Annotated in this window: 18 protein-coding genes; 6 read left to right on the top strand and 12 right to left on the bottom strand. The window is 70.0% G+C overall.

Features of this window, described 5'->3' with window-relative positions:
• Positions 1 to 23: 23 nt before the first annotated feature.
• From AC06FP_RS03335 to AC06FP_RS03345, 3 genes are all read right to left on the bottom strand, one after another.
• A complete protein-coding gene (locus AC06FP_RS03335) occupies positions 24 to 1,751 on the bottom strand; it encodes an ExeM/NucH family extracellular endonuclease (RefSeq protein WP_478074479.1) in 1,728 nt (575 codons plus the stop codon).
• A 75-nt stretch (positions 1,752 to 1,826) separates the two neighbouring features.
• Positions 1,827 to 2,348 carry a c-type cytochrome gene (locus AC06FP_RS03340; RefSeq protein WP_456117355.1) on the bottom strand — a complete coding sequence of 174 codons (522 nt, stop codon included), beginning with the start codon at positions 2,346 to 2,348 and terminating at the stop codon, positions 1,827 to 1,829.
• A 106-nt stretch (positions 2,349 to 2,454) separates the two neighbouring features.
• Complete coding sequence (locus tag AC06FP_RS03345; RefSeq protein WP_456117356.1) at positions 2,455 to 3,081, bottom strand: TetR/AcrR family transcriptional regulator; 627 nt, start codon at positions 3,079 to 3,081, stop codon at positions 2,455 to 2,457.
• A 138-nt stretch (positions 3,082 to 3,219) separates the two neighbouring features.
• Here AC06FP_RS03345 and AC06FP_RS03350 point away from each other — a divergent pair, with 138 nt between their 5' ends.
• From AC06FP_RS03350 to AC06FP_RS03360, 3 genes are all read left to right on the top strand, one after another.
• On the top strand, positions 3,220 to 4,383 hold the full coding sequence (locus tag AC06FP_RS03350; RefSeq protein ID WP_478074480.1) for an isovaleryl-CoA dehydrogenase: 1,164 nt from the start codon (positions 3,220 to 3,222) through the stop codon (positions 4,381 to 4,383).
• A 151-nt stretch (positions 4,384 to 4,534) separates the two neighbouring features.
• A complete protein-coding gene (locus AC06FP_RS03355) occupies positions 4,535 to 6,145 on the top strand; it encodes a carboxyl transferase domain-containing protein (RefSeq protein WP_478074481.1) in 1,611 nt (536 codons plus the stop codon).
• A gap of 373 nt (positions 6,146 to 6,518) precedes the next feature.
• The gene (locus tag AC06FP_RS03360) at positions 6,519 to 8,501 is read left to right on the top strand and encodes an acetyl/propionyl/methylcrotonyl-CoA carboxylase subunit alpha (protein WP_478074482.1); all 1,983 of its coding nucleotides are present in this window, start codon (positions 6,519 to 6,521) and stop codon (positions 8,499 to 8,501) included.
• A gap of 3 nt (positions 8,502 to 8,504) precedes the next feature.
• Here the strand turns inward: AC06FP_RS03360 and AC06FP_RS03365 are convergent, their stop codons facing one another.
• The gene (locus tag AC06FP_RS03365) at positions 8,505 to 9,698 is read right to left on the bottom strand and encodes a putative peptide maturation dehydrogenase (protein WP_478074483.1); all 1,194 of its coding nucleotides are present in this window, start codon (positions 9,696 to 9,698) and stop codon (positions 8,505 to 8,507) included.
• A 119-nt stretch (positions 9,699 to 9,817) separates the two neighbouring features.
• On the opposite strand from AC06FP_RS03365, the gene AC06FP_RS03370 reads away from it, so the two are divergent.
• Positions 9,818 to 10,156: an NHLP-related RiPP peptide gene (locus AC06FP_RS03370; protein ID WP_478074484.1), complete on the top strand. Its 339-nt coding sequence runs from the start codon at positions 9,818 to 9,820 to the stop codon at positions 10,154 to 10,156.
• On the opposite strand, the gene AC06FP_RS03375 is transcribed toward AC06FP_RS03370, so the two are convergent.
• The 4 genes from AC06FP_RS03375 to aceB all read right to left on the bottom strand — a co-directional run bounded on the left by AC06FP_RS03375 (position 10,111) and on the right by aceB (position 17,057).
• A complete protein-coding gene (locus AC06FP_RS03375; RefSeq protein WP_478074485.1) occupies positions 10,111 to 12,741 on the bottom strand; it encodes a putative peptide modification system cyclase in 2,631 nt (876 codons plus the stop codon). The genes AC06FP_RS03370 and AC06FP_RS03375 overlap by 46 nt on opposite strands.
• Before the next feature lie 2 nt (positions 12,742 to 12,743).
• Positions 12,744 to 13,790, bottom strand: a complete 1,047-nt coding sequence (locus tag AC06FP_RS03380) for a GGDEF domain-containing protein (protein ID WP_456117363.1) — start codon at positions 13,788 to 13,790, stop codon at positions 12,744 to 12,746.
• Positions 13,791 to 13,972: 182 nt separating this feature from the next.
• On the bottom strand, positions 13,973 to 15,304 hold the full coding sequence (gene aceA, locus AC06FP_RS03385) for an isocitrate lyase (protein ID WP_478074486.1): 1,332 nt from the start codon (positions 15,302 to 15,304) through the stop codon (positions 13,973 to 13,975).
• A gap of 115 nt (positions 15,305 to 15,419) precedes the next feature.
• On the bottom strand, positions 15,420 to 17,057 hold the full coding sequence (aceB, locus tag AC06FP_RS03390; RefSeq protein WP_478074487.1) for a malate synthase A: 1,638 nt from the start codon (positions 17,055 to 17,057) through the stop codon (positions 15,420 to 15,422).
• Between the two features lie 108 nt (positions 17,058 to 17,165).
• Here aceB and AC06FP_RS03395 point away from each other — a divergent pair, with 108 nt between their 5' ends.
• Entirely contained in the window at positions 17,166 to 18,134 is a 969-nt protein-coding gene (locus tag AC06FP_RS03395) for a LysR family transcriptional regulator (RefSeq protein WP_478074488.1), read from the top strand.
• Positions 18,135 to 18,231: 97 nt separating this feature from the next.
• Complete coding sequence (locus tag AC06FP_RS03400) at positions 18,232 to 20,313, top strand: S9 family peptidase (RefSeq protein WP_478074489.1); 2,082 nt, start codon at positions 18,232 to 18,234, stop codon at positions 20,311 to 20,313.
• A gap of 66 nt (positions 20,314 to 20,379) precedes the next feature.
• Here the strand turns inward: AC06FP_RS03400 and dld are convergent, their stop codons facing one another.
• The 4 genes from dld to lldP form a co-directional block, all read right to left on the bottom strand.
• The gene (dld, locus tag AC06FP_RS03405; protein ID WP_478074490.1) at positions 20,380 to 22,092 is read right to left on the bottom strand and encodes a D-lactate dehydrogenase; all 1,713 of its coding nucleotides are present in this window, start codon (positions 22,090 to 22,092) and stop codon (positions 20,380 to 20,382) included.
• A 130-nt stretch (positions 22,093 to 22,222) separates the two neighbouring features.
• A complete protein-coding gene (gene lldD, locus AC06FP_RS03410; protein ID WP_478074491.1) occupies positions 22,223 to 23,365 on the bottom strand; it encodes an FMN-dependent L-lactate dehydrogenase LldD in 1,143 nt (380 codons plus the stop codon).
• A complete protein-coding gene (gene lldR, locus AC06FP_RS03415; RefSeq protein WP_456117370.1) occupies positions 23,362 to 24,159 on the bottom strand; it encodes a transcriptional regulator LldR in 798 nt (265 codons plus the stop codon). The genes lldD and lldR overlap by 4 nt, the downstream gene beginning before the upstream one ends.
• Positions 24,144 to 25,802 (bottom strand): L-lactate permease, encoded by a 1,659-nt coding sequence (gene lldP, locus AC06FP_RS03420; protein WP_478074492.1) that lies wholly within the window; start codon positions 25,800 to 25,802, stop codon positions 24,144 to 24,146. The genes lldR and lldP overlap by 16 nt, the downstream gene beginning before the upstream one ends.
• Between the last annotated feature and the right edge of the window lie 109 nt (positions 25,803 to 25,911).

Here is a 25,911-nt window from a genome sequence, read left to right on the forward strand (position 1 = left end):
CGCCCGCCCCCTTTCGCCCTGTTTCAGGGATCGAAGCCCAGCAGCAGCGGGTCGTGGTCCGAGCTGCGCCACGGGCCGGGCACGTTGCGTCCCTGGTAGCCCGCGTCGTCGGCCTCGTCGGCGTTGATGTGCCATTCGGCCGCGCCCTTCAGCCGCGCCGCCATGCCGGCGTTGAGCAGGGCGTGGTCGAGGCGGCCGGTGAGGCCGTTGTAGACGTAGCTGTAGGGCTGCTCCACGCCGGCCACCTTGAACGCATCCGTCCAGCCATCGGCGTGCAGCTGGCGGATCGGGTCTTCCATCGCATAGGCGTTGAAGTCGCCCAGCAGCACCGCATCGGGGCTGCCGCTGCCGGTCGGGTCACGCTGCAGCCACTGGTTCAGCAGCCGCGCCGACGCCACCCGGGTCGCCGTCCAGCAGCCCTGGCCGTCGTTCTGGTCGGCATCGGCACCGGTCGCCTCGTTGCAGCCCTTGGACTTGAAGTGGTTGGCCACGACCACGAACGGCCGGCCCTTGCGGCCCATGCGGAAGGCCTGCGCCAGCGGCACGCGGCTGCGCTCGCCGAAAGGTTCCTGCTCCAGCACCGCCGGCCGGCCCACCGGCGTCACCCGCGAGGCGCGGTAGATGATGCCGACGCGGATGGGGTTGTCGCCCGGGCCCTTGCCGGCATCGACGAAGGTCCACTGCCGGTCCCTGCCCTGCCCCTCGTTGAGCGCGCGCACCAGCCCGGCGATCGCCGAATCCGGGCCGTAGCCATCGTTCTCCAGTTCCATCAGCGCGGCCACGTCCGCGTCCAGGCCGCGGATGGTGGCGATCAGCTTGGCCTGCTGCGCCTGGAACTGCGCAAGTGTTTTGGCGCCGCGCAGGGTCGGGAAGCCGCCGCCCTGGCCGTCGCCGTTGAAATAATTCTCCAGGTTGAACGCGGCGATGCGCAGCCCGCCCGCCACCGTGGGCGGCTGCGGGCGCTCAAGCGCGGGCACCTGCAACGGCCGGGTCAGCCGCAACCGATAACCGCCGTCATGGCGCTGGTCCACCACGCCTTCGACCCCGCTGAACACCATGCCGGTGCGCAGCTGCGCGTCGTCGGCCAGATAGGACACGCGGCCCGGATCGCGCTGGCCGCTGCCATCGTCCAGGCGCAGGCGGCGGCGGGCGTTGTCGGCCACCAGCGCCGCGTTCTCGGCGGTGCCGGCGGCGGCCAGTTCGGTGGGCTGCCACAGCCGGCCTTCGAACGCGACGCTCAGCTCGCCATGGCGCGCCAGCTGGTCCTGGCCGGACAGGGTCAGCGGCGCGGCGATGCGCACCTGCATGCCTTCCAGCGCTTCCCAGCTGGCCGGCACGCCTTCCAGCACGGTGACGGCCGGCGCGGGACGCGCGCGTACCGCGACGACCGTGTCCGCCTTCAACGCGGTCAAGCTCTGCCCGCCCTTGCCGGCCGGCAGTTCCTGCACCGTGCCGGTGACGCGCAGCCACTGCCCTGCCGGCGCGTTCTGCGCCGGGTCCAGCTGTACGAACAGCGCATCGGACGTGGCCGGATCGCCGTCGCCCGCATCCTGCACGAACACGCCGCCGAGCCCGGCGCGCAGATCGGCACTGACGAACCCTTCGATGGTCACCTGCCGCCCTTCCAGCGGACTGCGCTCGCCGCTGCCCTGCACCTGGCCGATGGCGATGACCGCCGGCCCCTTGGCAACGGCCTGCGGTGCGAGGGCGACGGACAGCGAAAGGGCGAGCAGCGAAGGAAGATGGCGCATGGAAGGGGCTCCGGAACGACGAAAAGCAAAGCGCCGCCCGGGAGGGCGGCGCCGTGTGTCCACTATGGGGACGTTTTATTTCAGGTTTGCGAGCATCCAGTCCACGGTGGCGTGGATCTGCGCTTCGCTGAGCGCGGCATTGCCGCCCTTGGGCGGCATCACCCCACCGTCCGGGCCGGTGTAGCCCTCGATGGCGTGCTTGTACAGCGTCTCGGTGCCCTGGGCGATGCGCTTGTCCCAGTGCGCATGATCCAGGGTCGGGGCGTTGCCCACGCCGGTCAGGTGGCAGGCGGTGCACAGCTTGTCGAAGATCACCTTGCCGTCGAGGGTGCCCTCGTAGGCGCCGCCCGCGGCCGCGGCCCTGGCTGCCGCGGCTTCGGCCGCGGCGGCCTGCGCTGCGGCGCCGGTGCTGCCCGCATAGACGGCACCAGCCGGTGCGATGCGCCCCTCGACGCGTGCGACGGCCTGCGGAGATGCTTCGGTGGGGATCGCGCGCTGCAGGAACGACGCGAAGATGATCAGGCCGACCGTGACGATGGCCAAGATGGCGATCACGATGGAGAAGCGTTTCAGGAACTGCAGGTCGTAATTCCGCACGTATCAACACCCCTGGCAAGTAGTCGGTGGACCACAGCTACCGGCGGAGTATAGACCAGCGCACCCGCCTGCCGGCAACGGGCGCGGCCGGCCGCCGGACGCCCCCTCATGGCCCGGTGGCGGCCGCTCCGGCGCCGGCCGCGCGCAGGCACAGCGCGCCGATCGCCTCGACCAGGGGCTCGCCCCCGCGCAGGCCGTCGCGGCTGGGCGCGGTCGGGCCGACCAGCGCTTCGGTGAAGGCGCCGACGATGCAGGCCGCGCCCACGTCCAGGTCCTGCGGCGGGAATTCGCCGCCGCGCACGCCGTCGTCGAGGATGCGCTTGAACACGTCGCCGAACAGGCGGCGGCAGCGGATGCGCTCGGCCTCGACCTCCGGGTCCACCGGTTCGGCGATGAAGGCATAGGCCAGCGCCGGCCCGGCCAGCGCGCGGCGCACGAAGGACGCCACCGCCTGCTGCAGGCGCAGCGCCGCCGGCAGCGGCTGGTCGGCGATGGCCGACAGGATGTCCAGCTCATGCTCGACCGCGGCGCTCAGCACTTCCACGAACAGCTCGGCCTTGGAGGGGAAATGCCGGTAGATCAGGCCGGTGGACACGCCGGCCTCGGCCGCCACGGCGGTGATCGGCGCGTTGCGGTAACCACCGGCGGCGACCAGCCGGCGGGCCGCGGCCAGGATCGCCTCGCGGTTGCCGGCGAGGCGTTTTTCCATCAGTTCCGAACGTTTGTAGGCCATGGATTGATTCTAGGTTCAATTTTTGAATTTGTATTCACTTTTTCCCGGAGACCGGCTAGGCTGCGCGCAAACGCCCGTGCTGGCGGCCGGTCCGCCACCCCCAACCCGGAGCGCCCCTCTTCCAGCCGGAGCCGCCCCATGCACGTCCCCACGCTTTCCTTCGATCTCGGCGATGAGATCGACATGCTGCGCGAAAGCGTGGCCCAGTTCGCGGCCGCGCACATCGCCCCGCTGGCGGCCGAAGCCGATGCGACCAACCACTTCCCCAACGCGCTCTGGCGCCGGCTCGGCGAACAGGGCCTGCTCGGCATGACCGTGGAGGAAGAATACGGCGGCAGCGGCATGGGCTACCTGGCCCATGTGGTGGCGATGGAGGAAATCTCGCGCGCCTCCGGCGGCATCGGCCTGTCCTATGGCGCGCATTCCAACCTGTGCCTCAACCAGCTGCGCAAGAACGCCAGCGAGGCGCAGAAGCAGCGGTACCTGCCGAAGCTGTGCAGCGGCGAACACGTCGGCGCGCTGGCGATGAGCGAACCGGGCGCGGGCTCGGACGTGGTGTCGATGAAGCTGCGCGCGGACCGGCGCGGCGACCACTACGTGCTCAACGGCAACAAGATGTGGATCACCAACGGCCCCGACGCCGACGTGCTGGTGGTCTATGCCAAGACCGACCCGGAGGCCGGCTCGCGCGGCATCACCGCCTTCATCGTCGAGAAGGGCATGAAGGGCTTTTCCACCGCGCAGAAGCTGGACAAGCTGGGCATGCGTTCTTCCAACACCTGCGAGCTGGTGTTCCAGGACTGCGAGGTACCGGCGGAGAACGTGCTGGGCGAAGTCGGTGGCGGGGTGAAGGTGCTGATGTCCGGCCTGGACTACGAACGCGTGGTGCTGTCCGGCGGCCCGCTCGGGCTGATGGCCGCGGCGCTGGACGTGGTGCTGCCCTACGTGCACGAACGCCGCCAGTTCGGCGAGGCGATCGGCACGTTCCAGCTGATCCAGGCCAAGCTGGCCGACATGTACGTCGGCCTCAACGCCTGCCGCGCCTATGTGTACGCGGTGGCCAGGGCCTGCGACCAGGGCCGCACCACGCGCCAGGACGCGGCCGGCGCGATCCTGTATTCGGCCGAGAAGGCCACCTGGGCGGCGGGCGAGGCGATCCAGATCCTCGGCGGCAACGGCTACATCAACGAATATCCCGCCGGGCGCCTGTGGCGCGACGCCAAGCTGTACGAGATCGGCGCCGGCACTTCGGAAATCCGGCGCATGCTGATCGGGCGCGAGCTGTTCCAGCGTACTGCGTGATCTAGGCCCCTCTCCCATCGGGAGAGGGGTTGGGGAGAGGGTATAGGGCGAAGCCCATGCGATATCAGGCTGCATGAAGCTTCGCCCATACCCTCATCCGCCCTTCGGGCACCTTCTCCCAAAGGGAGAAGGGAAAGACAGGAGCCACCGCATGACCGTACTGAAATCCCGACTGCAACCCGGCAGCGACGCCTTCGAAGCCAACCGCGCGGCGATGCAGGCGCTGGTGGACGACCTGCGCGCCACGCTGGAAGCCACCGCGCGCGGCGGCAGCGAGGCGGCGCGGGCCAAGCACACCGCGCGCGGCAAGCTGCTGGTGCGCGAGCGCATCGACGCCCTGCTCGATCCCGGCAGCCCGTTCCTGGAGATCGCGCCGCTGGCCGCGCACGGCATGTACGACGATCCGGTGCCCGGCGCCGGCATGGTCGCCGGCATCGGCCGCATCGAAGGCGTCGAATGCCTCATCGTCGCCAACGACGCCACGGTCAAGGGCGGCACCTACTACCCGGTGACGGTGAAGAAGCATCTGCGCGCGCAGGAGATCGCGCAGCAGAACCGCCTGCCCTGCATCTACCTGGTGGATTCCGGCGGCGCCTTCCTGCCGCTGCAGGACGAGGTGTTCCCCGACCGCGACCACTTCGGCCGCATCTTCTACAACCAGGCCAACCTGTCGGCGCAGGGCATCCCGCAGATCGCCTGCGTGATGGGCAGCTGCACCGCCGGTGGCGCCTACGTGCCGGCGATGAGCGACGAGACGGTCATCGTCAGGGAACAGGGCACCATCTTCCTCGGCGGCCCGCCGCTGGTGAAGGCGGCCACCGGCGAGGTGGTCAGCGCCGAGGAACTGGGCGGTGCCGACGTGCATACGCGCATTTCCGGCGTTGCCGACCACATGGCCGACAACGACCTGCAGGCGCTGGCGCGGGTGCGCGCCATCGTCGCCCACCTCAACTGGCGCAGGCCGGCGCCGGCCGTGGCGCTGCGGGCCAGCGAGGAACCGCTGTTCGACCCGCGCGAGCTGTACGGGGTGATTCCCAATGACACGCGCAAGCCCTACGACGTGCGCGAGGTGATCATGCGCATCGTCGACGGCTCGCGTTTCGACGAGTTCAAGCCGCGCTACGGCAACACCCTGGTCACCGGCTTCGCGCACGTGCACGGGCATCCGGTGGGCATCATCGCCAACAACGGCATCCTGTTCTCCGAGTCCGCGCTCAAGGGTGCGCACTTCATCGAACTGTGCTGCCAGCGCGGCATCCCGCTGCTGTTCCTGCAGAACATCACCGGCTTCATGGTCGGCCGCAAGTACGAACATGGCGGCATCGCCAAGGACGGCGCCAAGCTGGTGATGGCGGTGGCCAACGCGCGCGTTCCCAAGTACACGGTGGTGATCGGCGGCTCGTTCGGCGCCGGCAACTACGGCATGTGCGGCCGCGCCTACTCGCCGCACTTCCTGTGGATGTGGCCGAACGCGCGCATCGGCGTGATGGGCGGCGAGCAGGCCGCCAGCGTGCTGGCCACGGTCAAGCGCGACGGCATCGAGGGCAAGGGTGGACAGTGGCCGGCCGAGGAGGAGGAGGCGTTCAAGGCGCCGATCCGCGAGCAGTTCGAGCGGCAGGGGCACCCGTATTACGCCAGTGCGCGGTTGTGGGACGACGGGGTGATCGACCCGGCCGACACCCGCCGCGTCCTCGGCCTGGCGCTGGCGGCGGGGCTCAATGCGCCGGCGCAGGACACGCGGTTTGGCGTGTTCCGGATGTGATGGTCGCCCTAGCCTTGACCAGCCAAAGCAAAGGCTTTCGCTCCCCTGTCGGGGAGCGAGCTACTTTTCTTTGCTCGTGCAAAGAAAAGCTAGCCAAAAGAAAGCACGCCCTGCCTCCGCGCCCGGTGCGCTGCGCGCACCGGGTCCACTCCGCCGCCGGGATTTTTCGACACGACATCCCTGTCGTGTCGAAAAACGACGTGCATCCATGCACGTCGCCCTTCGGTTCTTGTCCGTCGGCTCCGTCGCTGCGGAAGGGAACCCTGAAAATCAAAAGCAACGGCAACTGCCGAAGCCAAAGCAACCGCAAGAGCCGGAACGCCGTCTCTTCGCTCTTTCCACTGCGCATGCGCAGCACGTCATGGACAACGCCATGTTCGACAAGATCCTGATCGCCAACCGCGGCGAAATCGCCTGCCGCGTCATCGCCACCTGCCGTCGCCTGGGCATCGCCACGGTGGCGGTGTATTCGGACGCCGACCGCGACGCGCGGCATGTGCGGCTGGCGGATGAAGCCGTGCGCATCGGCCCGGCGCCGGCGGCGGAGAGTTACCTGCGCGGCGACGTCATTCTCGAGGCCGCGCGCCGCACCGGCGCGCAGGCGATCCATCCGGGCTACGGCTTCCTGTCCGAGAACGCCGGTTTCGCGCGCGCCTGCGCCGAAGCCGGCATCGTCTTCATCGGCCCGCCGGCCAGCGCCATCGACGCGATGGGCGACAAGAGCGCGGCCAAGGCGCTGATGCAGCAGGCCGGCGTGCCGTTGACGCCCGGCTACCACGGCGAGCACCAGGAGCCGGCGTTCCTGCGCGCGCAGGCCGACGCCATCGGCTACCCGGTGCTGATCAAGGCCAGCGCCGGCGGCGGCGGCAAGGGCATGCGCAGGGTCGAGGCCGGTGCGGATTTCGAAGCGGCCCTGGCCAGTTGCCAGCGCGAGGCGCAGTCGGCGTTCGGCAATGCGCACGTGCTGGTGGAGAAATACATCGAGCGGCCGCGCCACATCGAGATCCAGGTGTTCGGCGACAGCCACAGCAACGTGGTCCACCTGTTCGAACGCGACTGCTCGGTGCAGCGCCGCCACCAGAAGGTGCTGGAAGAAGCGCCCGCGCCCGGCATGACGCCCGAGCGGCGCGCGGCGATGGGCAAGGCCGCGACCGATGCCGCGCGCGCGGTCGGCTATGTCGGCGCCGGCACGGTGGAGTTCATCGCCGCGCCTTCGGGCGAATTCTGGTTCATGGAAATGAACACCCGCCTGCAGGTCGAACACCCGGTGACCGAGATGATCACCGGCACCGACCTGGTGGAGTGGCAGCTGCGCGTCGCCGCCGGCCAGCCGCTGCCCCGGACGCAGGACGAGCTGCGCATCCACGGCCACGCCATCGAGGCGCGGCTGTACGCCGAGGACGCCGACCGCGGCTTCCTGCCCTCGACCGGCACCCTGCGCCACCTGCGCCTGCCGCCGCCCGGCGCCAACGTGCGCGTGGATGCCGGCGTCGAGCAGGGCGATGCGATCACCCCTTACTACGACCCGATGATCGCCAAGCTGATCGTCTGGGACGAGGATCGCGACCGCGCCCTGCTGCGCATGCAGCGCGCGCTGGCGCGCTGCCAGGTGGCCGGCGTCACCACCAATGCTGCCTTCCTGCACCGGCTGGTGGCGACCGCGTCCTTCCGCCATGCCGATCTGGACACCGCCCTGATCGAGCGCGAGCGCGACGCGCTGGACATCGGCCAGCACGCCGCGGGTGCCGCCGACTGGGCCGTGGCCGCGGTGCTCGCCATCGAGGCAGGCACCTCCACGCCGGCCGATGCGTCGCCCTGGTTCATCGCCGACGGCTGGCGCCTGACCGGCCCCGCCGCGCGTTCGATCACGCTGGAGCACCTGCAGCAGCAACGCACACTGCAGGTACGCCGCGACGCCGACGGCTGGCTGGTCCGGGACGGTGAAGCCGAGCCGTTGCGGATCGACGGCCACGTGGACGCGGGCAGCTACGCCCTGCAGGCCGGCGACTGCCTGCTCCGCGGCGACGTGCTGCACGACGGCAATGCGCTGTACGTCTTCGGCGACACCGGCCAGCGCCGCTACACGGTGCACGACCCGGTCGCCGATGCCGACAATCCCGGCGACCACGGCGGCAGCCTGCTGGCGCCGATGCCCGGCCGCGTCATCGCCCTGCTGGTCGAACCCGGCAGCCAGGTCGCGCGCGGCACGCCGCTGCTGGTGATGGAGGCGATGAAGATGGAACACACCCTGCAGGCACCGGCCGGGGGCGTGGTGACGGGCTATCGCGTGCGCGCCGGCGAACAGGTCGGCGACGGCGCGGTACTGGTGGATTTCGAGGTGGCTGCGGCCTCCTGACCCTCAGACCGCCGGAGGATCGCCGGCGGTCGGAGCCTTCCAGATGCGTTCCGCCGGATCGAGCTCCATCGTCTCCATTTCCGCCGCCCGCCACCCGAATCCGCATACGGCCAGCACGCCCTCCGCGACCGGGTCCAGGCCGAATGCCTGTTCGAGCAATGCCTCGTTGATCGCGCAGGTGACGTAGGCCCCGAGCCCCAGCTCGGTCGCGGCCAGGTAGAGCGTCTGCGACAGGTGCCCGGCCTCGAGCACGATCGCGCGATACGCCTTGGCATGGAACCGGTACTTCCAGAAGTTGCGGGCATAGCGCGGCGACAGCGCCACCAGCACATGCGCGTCCGCGAACCAGTGCTGCTGCGCCAATGCATCGAGCATGAGCTGTTCGACCGGGATGGCCGGGGCCGGCAACGGCTCCAGCGCATGGGCCAGCGGGTGGTAGTGGTACACCCCGTCCGCGACCCCCTCGACGTTGCGGACCAGCAGGTAAGCCTCGATCGGGTGCAGCCCGCCCCCCGATGGACTGGTCTTCTTGAGGAAGACGGTGTCGTCCGTCACCCGCACCGCCGATTGTGCGGAGAACACCCGGCCGAGCAGGCGCGCCACCATGGCCGCCGGCAGCGGCCGCCGGGTATCGAAATTGCGGCAGGTGACGCGCCGTTCCAGCAGCTGGTCGAACTCATTGCCCGCTTCCCGGGCGAGATGAAGACGATCCCCCTCCCCGGCGCGGCTGATGACTTCGGGGGGAGGCGAGCCAAGCTGCTGCCGCAGTTCGGCGGCGGTGGACGTTCCCGTCTCCTGCATCGCCCGCACCGCATCGGCATCCACCCAGCGGGTGAATGCATGGAAGGTCGCGGCGAGTGGGTGCCAGTGGCCTTGCCGCATCGCTTCGTCCCGCACGCGATGCGCCGAATGGCGCGGATGCCGGCCAATGACCAGCCCCTTGCGCAGCAGCGAGCGCAGCGGCCTGGCGGCGTCGCCCCCGAACGCAGCCGCGTCCGTCCACGATTCCGGACTGATCCGCCCGAGCAGCAGGCATTCGGCCTCATCGACGGCCACCTCCTCGCCCAGGTGCGCCGCCAGGGCCACCCACCGGTAGCCACGCGCCAGGCCATCCCCGCCCGACAACAATGCGGCCAGGTCGAATTCGACCTGCTCCCGGGGCTCCAGATGCAGGATCGAACACCGTCTTACCTTCACACGCCCCCCTGGCCAAACGTATAGTTGTGCATGCCTTGAATGGGGACGAGGCAGCCGGCTGTCCACGACGTCCGAGATGTTGTCCCTTCCGTGAAGTCTGCATCGAAGGACACGACGTGGTGACGAAGAAATCCGGCAAGCCGACAGGGCACATCGCGCTCGAACCCGCCATCGCCGACCGTCTTCTTGACCTGTTGAGCACGGACAACGCGTTCCGCCGTGCATTCCGCAAGGATCCGGCCGCCGCGCTGCTGCAGATCGGGCATGTGCCGACGCAGCAGGACGTCGCGGCGGAGCTGGCCTACCTGCGCGCCAGCCTCATGGTGAAGCGCCTGGCCACCAAGGAACGCATCGCCAAGGCGCGCGAGGAGATCCGCAGGATGCTGACGCATGGCCTGGCGATGATCCCCATTCAATTGAATGTGGAAAGCAGGGCGTCGCGGCGGGTCCGCAGATAGTCCGGCAGCATCCGGTTCTTCCAGTAGCCGTCGAACGACTCCAGTTCCTTGCGCGCCTCTTCGCGGCGGCCAAGCTGCGCCAGCAGTTCGATCTTCGCGAGCCGGGCCAGGTTGGCATCGATGAGGTTCAGGCTCTGCCCGCACCATCCGCATCCGCCGTACTCGGCGTATGCCCAGCCACGGTGCGCCACCAGCCAGTTAGCCTGGCGCAGCGCGGCCTCGGGGTTCGTTTCGGCGATGTAGGCCTCCATCAGCGCGACCCGCAACTGGAAGGACTCATGCTGGCCGAGCGTGGAAACCAGCCCCTCCAGCGCCCGCGCGGACTTGCCTGATGCCATCAGGTCCCGCGCTTTCAGCACCTGCAGGAAGCCGCCCACCGGCTGCATGGCCACGATGTCCGGCGCCCGCTCCAGGCGGGATATCAGCTGCCTGGCCGGCTCGGGGTCCCCAAGACGCTGGGCGAGAATCGCCCCATAGGCCGCCGTGACGGCCTCCCCACGCGCCGAAAGGCCCGCTGCGCCCTCAAGCGCGGCCACGGAACTGCGGACGATGTTGCGGCTTGTCTCCAGCGCCTCCCTGCGCCCGCCGGACAGCAATTGCATGACCGCGACCTGTACCTGCCCCTGCCGGAACCTGCTGCCGTCCACCGGCAAGGTGCGCAGCAGTCGCTGCGCCTCCGACGAAGCCGCCTGCAGATCGCCCTGGTCGAGGTAGTGGGAGACATGATCGAAATAGGGCACGGCCAGTTTCACGTCGCGCGGCCACAGGCGCTCGGCTTCCTGGAAATTGCCCTGGACGGCATGGAGGTTGGCCTGCCATACCGCCGCCGTCACCAACCCGCTTTCCGAGGCGCGCGTGAACGCCGCCGCGGCATCGGCGTAGTTGCCCAGCGCCAGCGACATGCGTCCAAGCGCTTCCTGCGAGAGCGGGGCGAACTCATAGCGGGACTCGGAGGCACGGCGGATGTAGGGCAGCCCTTCCTCGTACCGGTTCTCCATTTCCAGCGCGTAGCCCGCATTGGCGGCGGCCGGGTAGAAGTCCGGATAGAGATCGGACATCTGCCGCCATTTTTCATAGGCCTCGCCCGGGCTGTTGATCTGCACTTCCCAGGCCTGCAGATACATCGCCTCCCGCGGCGACAGGCGACCGGTCATCGCCTGCACCTTCTGCAGGCTCAGCAGGCCCTTCGGCAGCTGCTCGGTCACGTTGAGGGCACGCAGCATCCCCAGGTGCGCCAGCGCGAAATCCTTGTCCAGCGACACCGCATGCTCGTACAGCCCCAGCGCCTGCTTGAACTGGCCTTTCCCGTAGGCCTTCTGGCCAAGCGCATAGGCGCGCAGGGCGTCCAGGTCGCGGGTACTGACTTCAGGCAGCGGCCGCGAGTTGCGCCCGATGACCGCCATCGCCTCGCCAAGACGATTGCGCAGGCGCGTGGTCACCCGGTCGACCGAACCCAGCGCCGATTCGATTCCCTGCCCGTCGGCATACTCGGTGTAGACCGTGTTCTGCGTGGCGGGGTCCACGACTTCCGCGGTGATGCGCAGGCGGCCGCCCACTTCCGAGACAACCGGAAGGATCACCGCGCGGGCACCGTCCCTCAGCGCCACTTCCGAGGCGACGGCACGGTCGATCAGGACCTTTTCCGGGTCCTTGCGCATCCGCGACAGCGTGTCGCGCACTTTCATGTCACTGAGTACGTTGACGTACTTGGACTGTTCCAGGCTGATCCGGAACGCCTGCTGCAGCGATGTATCCAGAACCGTCTGCCCGGTGAGATTGCGCAGATCGCCCACCACTACCCAGTCGCGCTCGGTGAAGGCGAGCGCCGGCTCGGGGCGCACCACGAACCAGCCCACCGTCCCCAGCGCCGCCAACAGGGCCAGTTCCGCCACCAGCGCCGCCGGACGTCGCCACAGCGGCAGGTCGCGCCAGGCCTTGGCCGTGCTGCGCGGCATGCGCAGCGGCGCGAAACCGGGCTCGCCGACCTCGAACACTTCCTGCGTGGTCGGCACGCCCTTGAAGTGCCAGCGCCCGTGCGATTTCCACAGCAGGTGCTCGCTGCGCCCGCCCAGTTCGCGGGACGAACGGCGCGCCAGCGATTCGGCCACGGCCGACAGCAGGATCTGCCCCGGCCGCGCCAGGGTCATCAGGCGCGCGGCCAGCGGCTTGGCCAGGCCTTCCACTTCCAGCGGCTTGGCGCCGGCCTGCACCGCCTCGGCGCTGTTGTGCCAGGTCAGCACTTCGCCGACATGCATGCCGGTGCGCGCCTGCAGGTCGATGCCGCGCGAGCGCGCCAGTTCCTCCAGCCCCTGCCGGTAGTCCAGCGCGAACCCCAGGCCGTTGACCGGCCGCTCGAACAGCAGCAGCAGGCCATCGGAACGGTCGATCAGCCACCCCTTCCACTGCTGCTGGATGCGCAGCACCAGCCGGTCGTGCTCCTGGAACAGTTCCGCGGCCGCGGTATCGCCCAGCCGTTCCACCAGGGCGACCGAGTCGCACAGGTCGGTCATCAGCAGCGTGTGCACGCGGGGCGCCGGGGCGCCCGCCGCTTCCTCGCCGTCGCGCTTGGCGGATTCATGCTGCATGTTCAGCTGCCTCCCACCCAGTCCACCGGCCACTGCAGCCGGTTTCCGCCGTGCCGCTTGGCCTCGTACAGGGCGCTGTCGGCGTGGGCGTACCAGTCGTTCCAGTCGCGCACCGGGTCGAGCAGGCAGGCGCCGATGCTCACCGGGCAGATGCGCGGCACCGGCTGCGAGCGTTCCAGCAGGCCGTGCACCGCGTGCAGGATGAAGCCGGCCACATGCTCCAGCGCCTCCCGGTCGGCGGTCTGCACCAGCAGGCAGAACTCGTCGCCGCCCAGGCGGCAGGCCAGCCCGTCGGGCTGCACCACCGAACGCAGGATGTTGGCCAGCGCCTGCAGCACGCGGTCGCCCACCAGGTGGCCATGCTCGTCGTTGACGCTCTTGAAGCGGTCGCAGTCGATCAGCAGCAGGCCCTGTGGCGGGCTGCGCGACGGCTGCCGGCATTCCTGCAGGTAGAGGGTCAGGCCGCGGCGGTTGTGCAGGCCGGTCAGTTCGTCGGTCCGCACCAGTTCTTCGGTGTGGTTGAGCTGGTGGGTGGTGGTGTAGAGATTGTCCAGCGCCGCTTCCAGGTCGTGGTTGCGGCGCCGCAGCTGCCGGATCAGCACCTGTTCGTTGGACACCACGCGCATGATGGTGCGGCGCAGGAAATAGGCGACGCGGCCGGGGTCGTGGTCCACCAGTTTCTGGAAATCGGGGTGGCCCAGCTCGAGCAGGCTCAGCTCCGTGGAGGCGCGGGCGTCGGCGCCGCGGCGGTGGTCGCCGATCAGCAGGCCCAGTTCGCCGAAGAACTCGCCCGCGCCCAGGTACTTGACCACCAGGTCCTCGCCGAAATCGAGGTCGACGACGCCGCTGACGATGATGTACATGGCATCGCCCGCGTCGCCGCGGCGGAACAGCACCTCGCCGGCGGCAACCTGGCGCGGCCGGCCGAAGCGCGAGAACAGCGCGAATTCGTCGGGCGAGAGCACGGGATGCACGATTTCGGCCAGCGCCATGCGAGCGACGCCCAGCTCGCGATCCTCGGCCATGATTGCAGCACTGTCGCTGGTCATTCCCTCAGCCCCACCGCCCCGTGTCCCCTGGGGCCAGCGCGGAAGGATAGCACCGGCGCAAAGCGTGCGGGACGTCTCAGTCCTGCGCCATCAATTTGATGGCGGGCCAAAAGGACGGGCGGCCCGCGCGGCCGCCCGTGATCCATACCCAGGAAGTGAAAAGCGTATTGAAACGCTGCCGCTCAGGCCGCCTTGCCGGGCTGGAACTGCGCCTCCTCGGTGGAACCGGTCAGCGCGGTGACGCTGGACGCGCCGCCCTGGATCACCGTGGTCACGTCGTCGAAATAGCCGGCGCCCACCTCCTGCTGGTGGGAGACGAAGGTATAGCCCTGCCCGCGCGCGGCGAACTCCGGCTCCTGCACCTGCTCCACGTAGTGGCGCATGCCTTCGCCGCGGGCGTAGTCCCGGGCGAACCTGAAGGTGTTGAACCAGTTGATGTGGATGCCGGCCAGGGTGATGAACTGGTACTTGTAGCCCAGCGCGGCCAGCTCGTCCTGGAAGCGGGCGATGGTGCGGTCGTCCAGGTTCTTCTTCCAGTTGAACGAGGGCGAGCAGTTGTAGGACAGCAGCTTGCCGGGGCTGGCCGCGTGCACGGCCTGGGCGAACTCGCGGGCGAAGCCCAGGTCCGGGGTGCCGGTTTCGCACCACACCAGGTCGGCGTACGGCGCGTAGGCCACGCCGCGGCTGATCGACTGTTCCAAACCGTTGCGCACCCGGTAGAAGCCCTCGGCGGTGCGCTCGCCGGTGACGAAGGGCGCGTCGTTGGGGTCGAAGTCGCTGGTCAGCAGGTTGGCGGCCTCGGCGTCGGTGCGCGCCAGCACGATGGTGGGCACGCCCAGCACGTCGGCGGCCAGGCGCGCGGCCACCAGTTTCTGGATCGCCTCCTGGGTCGGCACCAGCACCTTGCCGCCCATGTGCCCGCACTTCTTCACCGCCGCCAGCTGGTCCTCGAAGTGCACGCCCGCGGCGCCGGCGACGATCATGTTCTTCATCAGTTCGTAGGCGTTGAGCACGCCGCCGAAGCCGGCCTCGCCGTCGGCGACGATGGGCAGGAAGAAATCGATGGCGTCGGCTTCGGCCAGCTTGCCGTCGACGATGTTCTTCCACTGGATCTCGTCGGCGCGCTGGAAGGTGTTGTTGATGCGGCGGACCATGGTCGGCACCGAGTCGTAGGCATACAGCGACTGGTCCGGGTACATGGTCTCGGAAGTGTTGCCGTCAGCGGCCACCTGCCAGCCGGACAGGTACACCGCTTCCAGCCCGGCCTTGGCCTGCTGCATCGCCTGGCCGGCGCTGATCGCGCCGAAGGCGTTGACGTAGCCCTTCTTCGCCTCGCCGTTGACCAGCTTCCACAGGCGCTCGGCGCCGCGCCGGGCCAGGGTGTGTTCCGGCTGCACGGTGCCGCGCAGGCGCACCACGTCGGCGGCGCCGTAGGGGCGCTTGATGCCGGCCCAGCGCGGGTTGTTGTCCCAGTCGTGCTGCAGGGCGTCGATCTGTTGCTGATGGGTGCTCATGGTGGACTCCTTGGGGGAATGTGGCCTGTAGGAGCGACTTCAGTCGCGAGGGGTATTGCCCGGAAGTCCCCTTCGCGGCTGAAGCCGCTCCTACGGGGGACGGGCAGTGGAAACGTCAGTCGATCTGCCGGTACGCCGGCAGGGTCAGGAACTCGGCCAGTTCGTCGGCGCGGCTGAGTCCGTCGAGCAGGTCGATGGCCTCGGCGATGCGGCCGGCGCCGGGCAGCGCGGCGGTGTCGCCCAGCCGCGCCGGCAGCGCGCGCAGCGTGCTCTGCAGCAGGGCGAAGTCGATGGCGGTGCCGTCGTCCAGGTGCTGGTCGCCGGCATGCAGCCACTGCCAGATCTGGCTGCGGCTGATCTCGGCGGTGGCCGCGTCTTCCATCAGGTTGTGGATCGGCACGCAGCCGTTGCCGTCCAGCCAGGCGGCCATGTAGCGCACGCACACTTCCACGCTGTTCTCGAAGCCGGCGCGGGTGATGGTGCCGGTACACGGCGCGACCAGTTCGTCGCGGCCGACCTGCACGTCGCGGCGCAGCACGTGGTGCTGGTTGGGCGTGGGCATGTGCTCGTCGAAGATCGCGCGCGCCACCGGGATCAGCGCCGGGTGCGCGACCCAGGTGCCGTCGTGGCCGGCGCTGACCTCGCGCAGCTTGTCCGCGCGCACCCGCGCCATCGCCTGCTCGTTGGCGGCCGCGTCGTGGTTGATCGGGATCTGCGCGGCCATGCCGCCCATCGCGTGCGCGCCGCGGCGGTGGCAGGTCTGGATCAGCAGGTCCGAGTACGCCTTCAGGAACGGCTGGGTCATGGTCACCTGGCCGCGCTCGGGCAGCACCTTGTCGGCGTGCCGGCGGAAGGTTTTCAGGTAGGAAAAGATGTAATCCCAGCGCCCGCAGTTCAGGCCGACGATGCGCCCGCGCAGCGCGTGCAGGATCTCGTCCATCTCGAACACCGCCGGCAGCGTTTCGATCAGCACCGTGACCTTGATCTGCCCGTGCGGCAGGCCGAGCATGCCCTCGATGTGCGACAGCGCGGTCTCCCACAGCGCCGCCTCCTCCATCGACTGCAGCTTGGGCAGGTAGAAATACGGGCCACGGTCGCGGCGCATCAGCGCGCGGGCGTTGTGGAAGGCGAACACGGCCGCGTCGAACAGGCCGCCGGCGATCGGCTGGCCGTCGACCAGCACGTGCTTCTCGTCCAGGTGCCAGCCGCGCGGGCGCACGATCAGCACCGCCTGCTCTTCGAACGGCCGCAGCGCGTAGTGCTTGCCGGGCCTGCCGCCCGCCGCCGGCGCCGTGTACTCGAGGTCGCCGCGCACCGCGCCGGCCAGCGCCTGCTGGCCGGCCAGCAGGTTGCGCCAGGTCGGCGAGGTCGAATCCTCGAAGTCGGCCATGAACACCCGGGCGCCGGAGTTCAGCGCGTTGATGACCATCTTCGGGTCGGTCGGGCCGGTGATCTCCACGCGCCGGTCCTGCAGCGCGGCCGGGATCGGCGCGACCGTCCAGTCGCCGGCGCGGATATGCGCGGTGTCGGCGCGGAAATCCGGCAGGCCGCCTTGGTCGAAGAAGGCCTGGCGCTGGCGCCGCGCCGCCAGCCGCGCCTGTCGCTCCGGCTCCACCGCCCGGTGCAGCGACACCAGCAACGCCAGCGCCGCGGCCGGCAGCAGCGCCGCCTGGCCGGCCAGGCGGGCGGTCACGGTGATGCCCGGCGTGGGGCGGGCGGAGGCGGACGGGACGGCGGAGGCGACGGCGGACATGGCGGAACCCTGCAGGTGTCGGGGGCCTCCACCGTGCCGCCGGGGTCACTTATTTATCAAAACAGTTTTTGCAATACCCCACATAAGTTGTGCTAATAATCGGCTCAAATGACCGGAAAGAAGCCCGCAAGCCCGCGTTTTTCCTACAAGTCCGACCGGCTCAAGCCGCTGCGCGCGTTCTGCCAGACGGTCCGCCTGGGCTCGGTCTCGCGGGCGTCCGAGGCGCTGTTCGTCAGCCAGCCGGCGGTGAGCCTGCAGCTGCAGGCACTGGAACGGGAGCTGGGCGTGGTGCTGTTCGAGCGCAGCGGCCGGCGCCTGGTGCCTAGTCGCGAGGGCCAGCTGCTGTACGAGATGGCGCAGCCGCTGGTGGAGAGCCTGGACGGGCTGGAGGCCGGCTTCCGCGACAAGGTCCGTGGCCTGGACGCGGGCGAGCTGACCGTCGCCGCCAATTCGTCGACGATCCTGTACCTGCTGCCGAAGATCGTCGAGGACTTCCGCCGGCGCCATCCCGACGTGCGGCTGGTGCTGCAGGACGCGATCAGCGCCGACGGCACCGAACTGCTGCGCAGCGACGCCGCCGACCTGGCCGTCGGTTCGATGCTCGATGTGCCGGGCGACCTGAGCTACGCGCCGGTCTACGACTTCGAGCAGGTGCTGATCACCCCGCCCGGGCACCCGCTGGCCGGCAGGCGCGAGCTCGGCCTGGAAGACCTCTCGGCCTGGCCGCTGATCCTGCCGCCGAAGCGGCAGATCACCTGGCGGCTGGTGGACCTGGTGTTCCAGCGCCACCGCGTGCCCTACACGGTGGCGCTGGAAGTCGGCGGCTGGGAGGTGATCAAGCAGTACGTGGCGATGGGCATGGGCATTTCCATCGTCACCGCGCTGTGCCTCAACGACGCCGACCGCGAACGGCTGGCGATCCGGCCGATGGCGCGTTATTTCCCCAAGCGCAGCTACGGGGTGACGGTGCGCCGCGGCAAGGTGCTGTCGCCGCAGGCGCGCGCCTTCATCGAACTGATCCGCCCGGACCTGTTCGCGCCACGCCAGTACGACGACACCGGGCATTCGGAGCGGTGAACCCCGCGCTGCACCCGCGGCTGGCGGCTTAACGCAGCGCCCCCGGTTCCGCGCTAGCGTTGCCGCACCCGCCAGCGCGGCCTAACGGAGCTTTGCCATGGATCGCACGCTGCTGTTCGCTGTCAGCCTCGCCCTCACCCTGAGCCTTTCCGCCTGCAACGGCACGCCCGCCGGCAACGACGCGCAGCAGGCACCCGCCGCCAGCGCGCCCGCCGCCCCGCCCGAGCTGATCCCGCGCGACGCGCTGTTCGGCAATCCCGAACGCGCCAACGTACAGATCAGCCCGGACGGGAAATACCTGAGCTGGGTCGCCGCGGTCGACGGCGTGCTCAACGTCTGGGTCGCCCCGGCCGATGACCTCGGCAAGGCGCGCGCGGTCACCGAGGACGCCGCGCGCGGCATCCGCCAGTACTTCTGGAGCCATCGTCCCGACACCCTGCTGTACCTGCGCGACACCGGTGGCGACGAGAACTTCCACCTGTTCTCGGTGGACCTGGCCACCGGGCAGGCGCGCGACCTCAGCAACTTCCCCAACACCCGCGCCGAGGTCGTGGGCGTCAGCCACCTGCACCCGGAGTCGGTGCTGGTGGCGATGAACGACCGCGATCCGAAATGGCACGACCTGTACCGCGTGGACCTGGCCAGCGGCCAGCGCACGCTGCTGGAGAAGAACAGCCAGCAGATCGCCGGCTACATCGCCGACCCGGATTTCAAGGTCAGGATGGCCAGCCGCGCGCGCAGCGACGGCGGCAACGACCTGCTCGAACCCGATGGCAGGGGCGGCTGGAAGGTCAGCGGCGACATCCCGTTCGCCGACTCGCTGACCAGCTTCCCCGGCGGCTACACCAGCGACGGCAGGACCCAGTACTTCTTCGATTCGCGCGGCCGCGACACCGCCGCGCTGTACGCCATCGACACCGGCACCGGCGCGAAGACCCTGGTCTTCGAGGACGCCCGCGCCGACATCAGCGACGCCCTCGACGACCCGGCGACCCAGCGCGCGCAGGCGGTGGCGGTCAACTACCTGAAGAACGAGTGGAAGGCGATCGACCCGGCCATCGCACCCGACCTGGAAAAGCTCAAGGCCATCGGCCCCGGCAGCTTCAGCGTCGCCTCGCGCACGCTCGACGACCGGACCTGGATCGTCGCCTACTCCGCCGCCGAGGCGCCGGCCGCGTACTACCGCTACGTGCGCGGCGGCACGCCGGAAAAGCTGTTCTCCGTGCGCCCGGCGCTGGAAGGCAAGCCGCTGGCGGCGCAATGGCCGCAGGAAATCCGCTCGCGCGACGGCCTCACCCTGGTCAGCTACCTCACCCTGCCCAGGACCGCGGACGCCAATGGCGACGGCAAGGCCGACGCGCCGGTGCCGATGGTGCTGCTGGTGCATGGCGGGCCCTGGGCGCGCGACGACTATGGCTACAACGCCTACCACCAGTGGCTGGCCAACCGCGGCTATGCGGTGCTGGCGGTCAACTACCGCGGCTCCACCGGCTTCGGCAAGGCCTTCACCAACGCCGGCGACGGCGAATGGGCCGGCAGGATGCACGACGACCTGATCGACGCGGTGGACTGGGCGGTGAAGAACGGGGTGACGACCAAGGACCAGGTCGCGATCATGGGCGGCAGCTACGGCGGTTACGCCACCCTGGTCGGGCTGACCTTCACCCCGGACACGTTCAAGTGCGGCGTGGACATCGTCGGCCCCTCCAACCTCGACACCCTGCTGTCCACCATCCCGCCGTACTGGGCCGCGTTCTTCGAACAGTTCGCCCGGCGCGTCGGCGACCCGCGCACCGCCGCCGGCAAGCAGCTGCTGGCCGAGCGCTCGCCGCTGACCCGCGTCGCCAGCATCAGCAGGCCGCTGCTGATCGGCCAGGGCGCCAACGACCCGCGCGTGCGCCAGGCCGAGAGCGACCAGATCGTCAAGGCGATGAGCGAAAGGCGCATCCCGGTCACCTACGTGCTGTTCCCGGACGAAGGCCATGGCTTCGCCCGCCCGGAGAACAACAAGGCGTTCAACGCGGTGGCCGAAGGCTTCCTGGCGCAGTGCCTGGGCGGGCGCGCGCAGCCCATCGGCGACGACTTCAAGGGCTCCAGCATCACCGTGCCGACCGGCGCGGACGGCGTGCCCGGCCTGGCCGATGCGATCCGTACCCACGTCCAGGACATCCGCCGCTGAGGCGGGGACGACGCAGGCGGCCCGGCGCAGCCGGCCGGGCCGCTTCCCGCGCCGGCGCGCGGCCGCTCAATGCGCGTGGTCGCAGCCCTTCCAGCCGGCCTGCTTGCTGGTGCGGCCGATGCCCGGGTTGAAGACGTTGCGCGGGTCGAGCCGGCGGTAGAAATCGGCCAGCGCCGGCTTGGCCGGGTACAGGTGGCCGACATTGTGCTCGGCCGGGTATTCGGCGCCGCGCGCGTCCAGCAGCGCCCACATCGCGTGCTCGATCGCCAGCGGGTCCTCGCCCTTGCGCGCGATGTAATCCTGGTGGAACACGTGGCACAGGAAGTGGCCGTAATACAGCTTGTGCAGCAGGCGCGCGTCGAGGTCGGCGGGCAGCTGCTCGAACCAGTCGCGGTCGTCGCGGCGCAGCGCGATGTCCAGCGCGACGATGTCCTCCACCGTGTCGCGGTGCGCCTCGCGGTAGCGCACCGCCGCGCTGGCGATGGCGAAGCGGTGCAGGAAGGCCTTGCGTCCCTCTTCCGCGGTGCAATGGAAGAAGCCGCCTTCATGCCCGGCGAAGAACCCGCGCAGCCACGCTTCGGTGGCCGCCGCGTCCTGCGCGGAGACCTTCAGCAGCAGGTGGTGCGCGTAGCGCTGGCGGAACTGGCCCATGCGCGGCGGCAGGTGCGCGGGCAGCGGGCCGACCAGCGCCTGCAGCACGCGATCGGTCACGCCACGCAGGCCCAGCCGCTCGAGCGCGCCGTCGATGCGGCTCTTCCACGCGAACGCGGCCGGCACGCGCGCGGTGCCGAGCCTGTCGATCAGCAGGAACACGTCCTTGCCGTAGCGCTCGCCGATGTCGTAGGCGTCGCGGTGGATGTATTCGCCGGAAATCGGCAGGCGCTCGAAGCCGGTGAGCAGCTGGCGGCGGATCGCGGTGAGACTGTCGGTGCGGTTGCTGCCGATGTAGAAGACTTCGGTCGCTTCCTTTTCGAACGTGTCCAGGCGCACCGCGAACACGGCCAGCTTGCCGGCCGAGCCGGCGGCCTCGTAGTGCCGCGCCGGATCGGCGTTGAAGCGTGCCGGCGTAGGCGCATCCACCTCACGCACCTGCGCGGCGTAACGCGGGTCGGACGCGGCGCGGCCACCGCCGCTGCCGACATCGGCCGCGGTGTAGTCGCCGGCCTGCAGGCGCTGCAGGATTTCCTCCGGCTCATCGCCCAGCGCGATGCCGAGGTGGTTGACCAGCTGCAGCCGGCCGTCGGCATCGACCTGCGCGAACAGCGCCAGTTCGGTATACGCCGGCCCGCGCCGCACCAGCGCGCCGCCGGAGTTGTTGCAGATGCCGCCCAGCACCGAAGCGCCGATGCACGAGGAACCGATCACCGAATGCGGCTCGCGGCCCAGTGGCGCCAGCGTCTGTTCCAGACGGTCGAGCGTGGCGCCGGGCAGGCAGACGACCTGGCGGCCGCCGTCCAGCAGTTGGATGCCGACCAGGCGCAGCGTGCTGACCAGCACGATGGGGCGGCCGTAGTCGTCGCCATCTGGCGTGGAGCCGCCGGTCAGGCCGGTATTGGCGGCCTGCAGGATGATCGCCGCGCCGCCCTGCACCGCCGCCTCCAGCACGCGCCACAGTTCCAGCAGCGTGCCCGGCCGCACCACCGCCAGCACCGGGCCCTCGCCGAAGCGGTAGCCCCTGCGGAAGCGGCGCGTGGCCCTGTCGCCGGTCAGCACGTGGCGACGGCCGACGGCTTGGCGCAGGGTGGTCAGCAGCGTGGGATGGGAGCGTTGCGTGGACATGGGAGTTCCTGGTGAAGCCTTGGCTTTTCGTAGGAGCGGCTCTGGGTGGCCTCGGGCCATCAGCCGCGAAGGGGCTTTACCGGTAAAGCCTCATCGCGGCTGAAGCCGCTCCTACACGGGCGACCGCGGTTCACGCCGGCAGCCGCACCAGCGAATCGCGGCCGATGTCGGCGATGCGGCGCGCGCCGGTCAGGGTCATCGCCACGCGCATTTCCTGCGCGACCAGGTCCAGCAGGTTGGCCACGCCCGCCTCGCCCTGCGCGGCCAGCGCGTAGACGAAGGCGCGGCCGAGCAGCACGGCGTCGGCGCCGAGCGCGAGCATGCGCACCACGTCCAGGCCGCTGCGGATGCCCGAGTCGGCGAGGATCTTCAGCTCGCCCTGCACCGCGTCGGCGATCGCCGGCAGCGCGCGCGCGGTGGACGGCACGCCGTCGAGCTGGCGGCCGCCATGGTTGGAAACGACGATGCCGTCGGCGCCGAATTTCACCGCGTCGCGCGCGTCGTCCGGGTCGAGGATGCCCTTGATCAGCATCGGCCCCTTCCAGAACTCGCGGATCCATTCCAGGTCCCTCCACGAGATCGACGGGTCGAAGTTGCTGCCCAGCCAGCCGATGTAGTCGGCCAGCCCGGTCGGGTGGCCGCGGTAGGTGGAGATGTTGCCCAGGTCGTGCGGCCGTCCGCGCAGGCCCACGTCCAGCGCCCAGCGCGGGTGCGTCGCCGCCTGCAGGTAGCGGCGCAGCGCCGCGTTGGGCCCGCTCATGCCCGAATGCGCGTCGCGGTAGCGCGCGCCCGGCACCGGCATGTCCACGGTGAACACCAGGGTGGTGACGCCCGCCGCCTGCGCGCGCTCCAGCGCGTTGCGCATGAAGCCGCGGTCGCGCAGCACGTACAGCTGGAACCACATCGGCCGCCGGATCGCCGGCGCCACTTCCTCGATCGGGCAGACCGACACGGTGGACAGGGTGAACGGGATGCCGCGGCTGTCGGCCGCGCGCGCGGCCTGCACCTCGCCGCGGCGCGCGTACATGCCGGTCAGGCCCACCGGCGCCAGCGCCACCGGCATCGCCAGTTTCTCGCCGAACAGCTCGGTGTCCAGGCACAGGTCGGCCATGTCGCGCAGCACGCGCTGGCGCAGCGCGATGTCGGCCAGGTCGGACACGTTGCGGCGCAGCGTCTGCTCGGCATACGCGCCGCCGTCGATGTAGTGGAACAGGAACGGCGGCAGGCGGCGCAGCGCGGCCGCGCGGTAGTCGGTGGAAGCGGAGATGATCATGGGTCGACCGTGGAGGAAGGCAGGCGCGAGGCCCGCGCGCGCCGGGCCTCGTTTTCGTCGAGCGTGCGCAGCGTGGTGTGCACGAACTCCAGATGGGCCAGCGCGGCGGCGCGCGCGCGCGGAGGGTCGCCGGCCAGCACCGCGTCCATCATCTCGCGGTGCTGGTCGGACAGCGGCGAGAAGGTGCGCGGCGAGGTGTACAGCCGTTCGCGGCTCTGCGAGATGTTGGTCTGCAGCAGGTCGAACAGGCCGCGCATCACCTGCAGCAGCACCAGGTTGTGCGAGGCCTCGGCGATGGACAGGTGGAAGTCGGCGTCGGCGCGGGCCTCGCCGGCGGGGTCGTCCTTGCCGTGCGCGTCCATCATGGTGGCGAAGGCGCGCGCGATGCGCGCGCGGTCTTCGGCGGTGGCGCGCAGCGCGGCATGCCAGGCCGCTGCGCCTTCCAGCGCGTGGCGGATCTCCAGCACGTCGAAGCGGTATTCCGGGTCGCCCTGGAACAGCGGCAGGTAGGGCGCCAGCGGTTCGTCGATGGCCTGCCGCGCGCGTGCCGCCGGCTCGGCCACATAGGTGCCGCCGCCGACGCGCGCGCTCAGCAGGCCCTGGCTGCTGAGCTGGGCGATGGCTTCGCGCAGCGCGGTGCGCGACACGCCCAGCTGCGCCGCCAGCGTGCGTTCGGCCGGCAGGCGGTCGCCGGCCTGCAGCTGCTGGTCTTCCACCAGCGCGCGCAGCTGCGCGGCCACGCGGTCCGATACCCGCTGCGGTTCGCGGCGCGGCGCGGTCACGGGATCATCCACGTCAGCCACCACGCCTGCGCGCTGGTGATGAGCCCGACCAGCGCGGCGAACACCAGGCTGTGGCGGATGGTGAAGCGGAACAGGTCGGCTTCGCGCCCGGCCAGGCCCACCGCCGCGCAGGCGATGGCGATGGACTGCGGCGAGATCATCTTGCCGGTCACGCCACCGGTGGTGTTGGCCGCCACCAGCAGCACGTCGGACACGCCGAGCTGCTGCGCGGTGGTGGCCTGCAGCGCCGAGAACAGCGCGTTGGACGAGGTGTCCGAGCCGGTCAGGAACACGCCCAGCCAGCCCAGGAACGGCGAGAAGAAGGTGAACGCATCGCCGGTGTGCGCCAGGGCCAGCGCCAGCGTCGCCGACAGCCCGGAGTAGTTGGCGATGAAGGCGAAGGCCAGCACCATGCCGATGGAATAGATCGGCGTCTTCAGCTCGCGCACGGTCTCGCCGAAGGTGGACAGCGCGGCCCGCGCCGGCATGCGCAGCACCAGGATCGCGACCAGCGCCGCCAGCAGGATCGAGGTGCCGGTGGCCGAGAACCAGTCGAACTTGTACACGGCTTCATAGGCGCTGGGCGCATCGACGATCGGCGGCATCTTGCGCACCAGCCTGTCCAGGCCCGGCACCTGCAGTTTCAGCACCCAGCCTTCCAGCGCGCCGCCGGCGGCGAACAGCGCCTTGAACGGCTTGATGCTCCACAGCGTGACCAGGGCGGTGAGGATCAGGAACGGCGACCAGGCGCGTGCGATCTGCCCGGCGCTGTGGCGCGGCGCCGCCTGCGCCAGTGCGGCGGCCTCGGCGCTGGCCTCGGTCTCGAAGCGGAAGATGCGCCGCGGCTTCCAGCGGCGCAGGAACAGGGTCAGGCACACCAGCGAGGCCAGCGAGGCGGTGATGTCCGGCAGCTCCGGGCCGATGAAGTTGGAAGTCAGGTACTGGGCGAGCGCGAACGAACCGCCGGCCACCAGCACCGCCGGCCAGGTTTCGCGGATGCCGCGCCAGCCGTCCATGATCGCCATGATCCAGAACAGCACCACCAGGGTCAGGAACGGCAGCTGGCGGCCGGCCATCTGCCCGATCTCGAACGCGTCCAGCCCGGTGACCTGGCCGGCGACGATGATCGGGATGCCCATCGCGCCGAACGCCACCGGCGCGGTGTTGGCGATCAGGCACAGGCCCGCCGCGTACAGCGGCTTGAAGCCCAGCCCGACCAGCAGCGCGGCGGTGATCGCCACCGGCGCGCCGAAGCCGGCCGCGCCCTCCAGGAACGCGCCGAAGGCGAAGCCGACCATCAGCATCTGCAGGCGCTGGTCCTCGGTCACCGACAGGATCGAGGCGCGGATGATGTCGAACTGGCCGGTCCGCACCGAGATCTTGTACAGGAACACCGCGCCGAGAATGATCCAGGCGATCGGCCACAGGCCGTAGACGAAACCATACAGCGCCGCGCCCAGCGCCTGCAGCGGCGGCATGCGGTAGAACAGCAGGGCCACGCCCAAGGCGATGGCGACGGTCAGCGTGCCGGCCAGCCAGCCCTTCATGCGCAGCACGGCCAGCGCGACGAAGAAGAAGGCGATGGGCAGCAGCGCGATCAGGCTGGACAGCCAGATGTTTCCGGCCGGGTCGTACAGTTGTTCCCAGGGCTGCATGTCGATTCCCCAATGGACGGACAGCGCCTGCACGCGGCAGGCGCGCCACGGCGCCGAATTGGTATTACCAATAAGCGGCGACCGGCCCGGCGGATGCGGATACAGTCAG

This window comes from Stenotrophomonas sp. Steno-Z2 (assembly GCF_056393235.1).